The sequence below is a fragment of the Lysobacter sp. TAB13 genome (assembly GCF_052113885.1).
GTDB lineage: Bacteria > Pseudomonadota > Gammaproteobacteria > Xanthomonadales > Xanthomonadaceae > Lysobacter > Lysobacter gummosus.
The window spans coordinates 1-488 of sequence record NZ_JBFRDR010000161.1; the positions used below are offsets into that span (position 1 = coordinate 1).

Annotated in this window: 1 protein-coding gene; it reads right to left on the reverse strand. The window is 66.0% G+C overall.

The genetic code is table 11. The features are described from left to right. Window positions 1-255: 255 nt before the first annotated feature. Window positions 256-488: hypothetical protein (locus tag AB4Y92_RS25625; RefSeq protein ID WP_441822177.1), on the reverse strand; the 233-nt coding region annotated here is incomplete at its 5' end.

Sequence of the window (488 nt, forward strand, 5' to 3'; positions counted from 1 at the left end):
GTCATAGACCTGCAGCATGTAGAATGAGCCGGTCAGCGCCAGCACATTGATCAGCCCCGAGATCGCGAACAGGAAGAGGAAGGCCGAGCGGAAGCCCAGCGTCAGCCGGGCGGCATCGCGGCGGCGGGCGGAGGTCTGTGCCTTGGAAGGTGCCATGATCGCAAACCGTCAAATGAAGCAGTCGGCAGGAAGGCGGTGCAGGACGGTGGGAGTGGCCGGCGGACCAGGAGCCCGCCGGCCGAAAAGGCGCCGCTTCTAGAAGCTGAAGTTGCTGCCGGTCAGGGTGTGGCTGCCCTTCAGGTTGATCTGGAAGTCGGCATCGGCATCGCCGTCGACATTGCCCTTGACCACGGTGTAGTCGCCGTCGGCCCGGGTCTCGTAGGMGACCACCAGCTGGGCSGTGGCGGTGAAGGCCGGRCCGCTGGTCAGGGTGAAGCTCTGGTTGCCGGCGAGCGCGCCATTGGCGTCGATGCCGGAGAGGTCGAGCT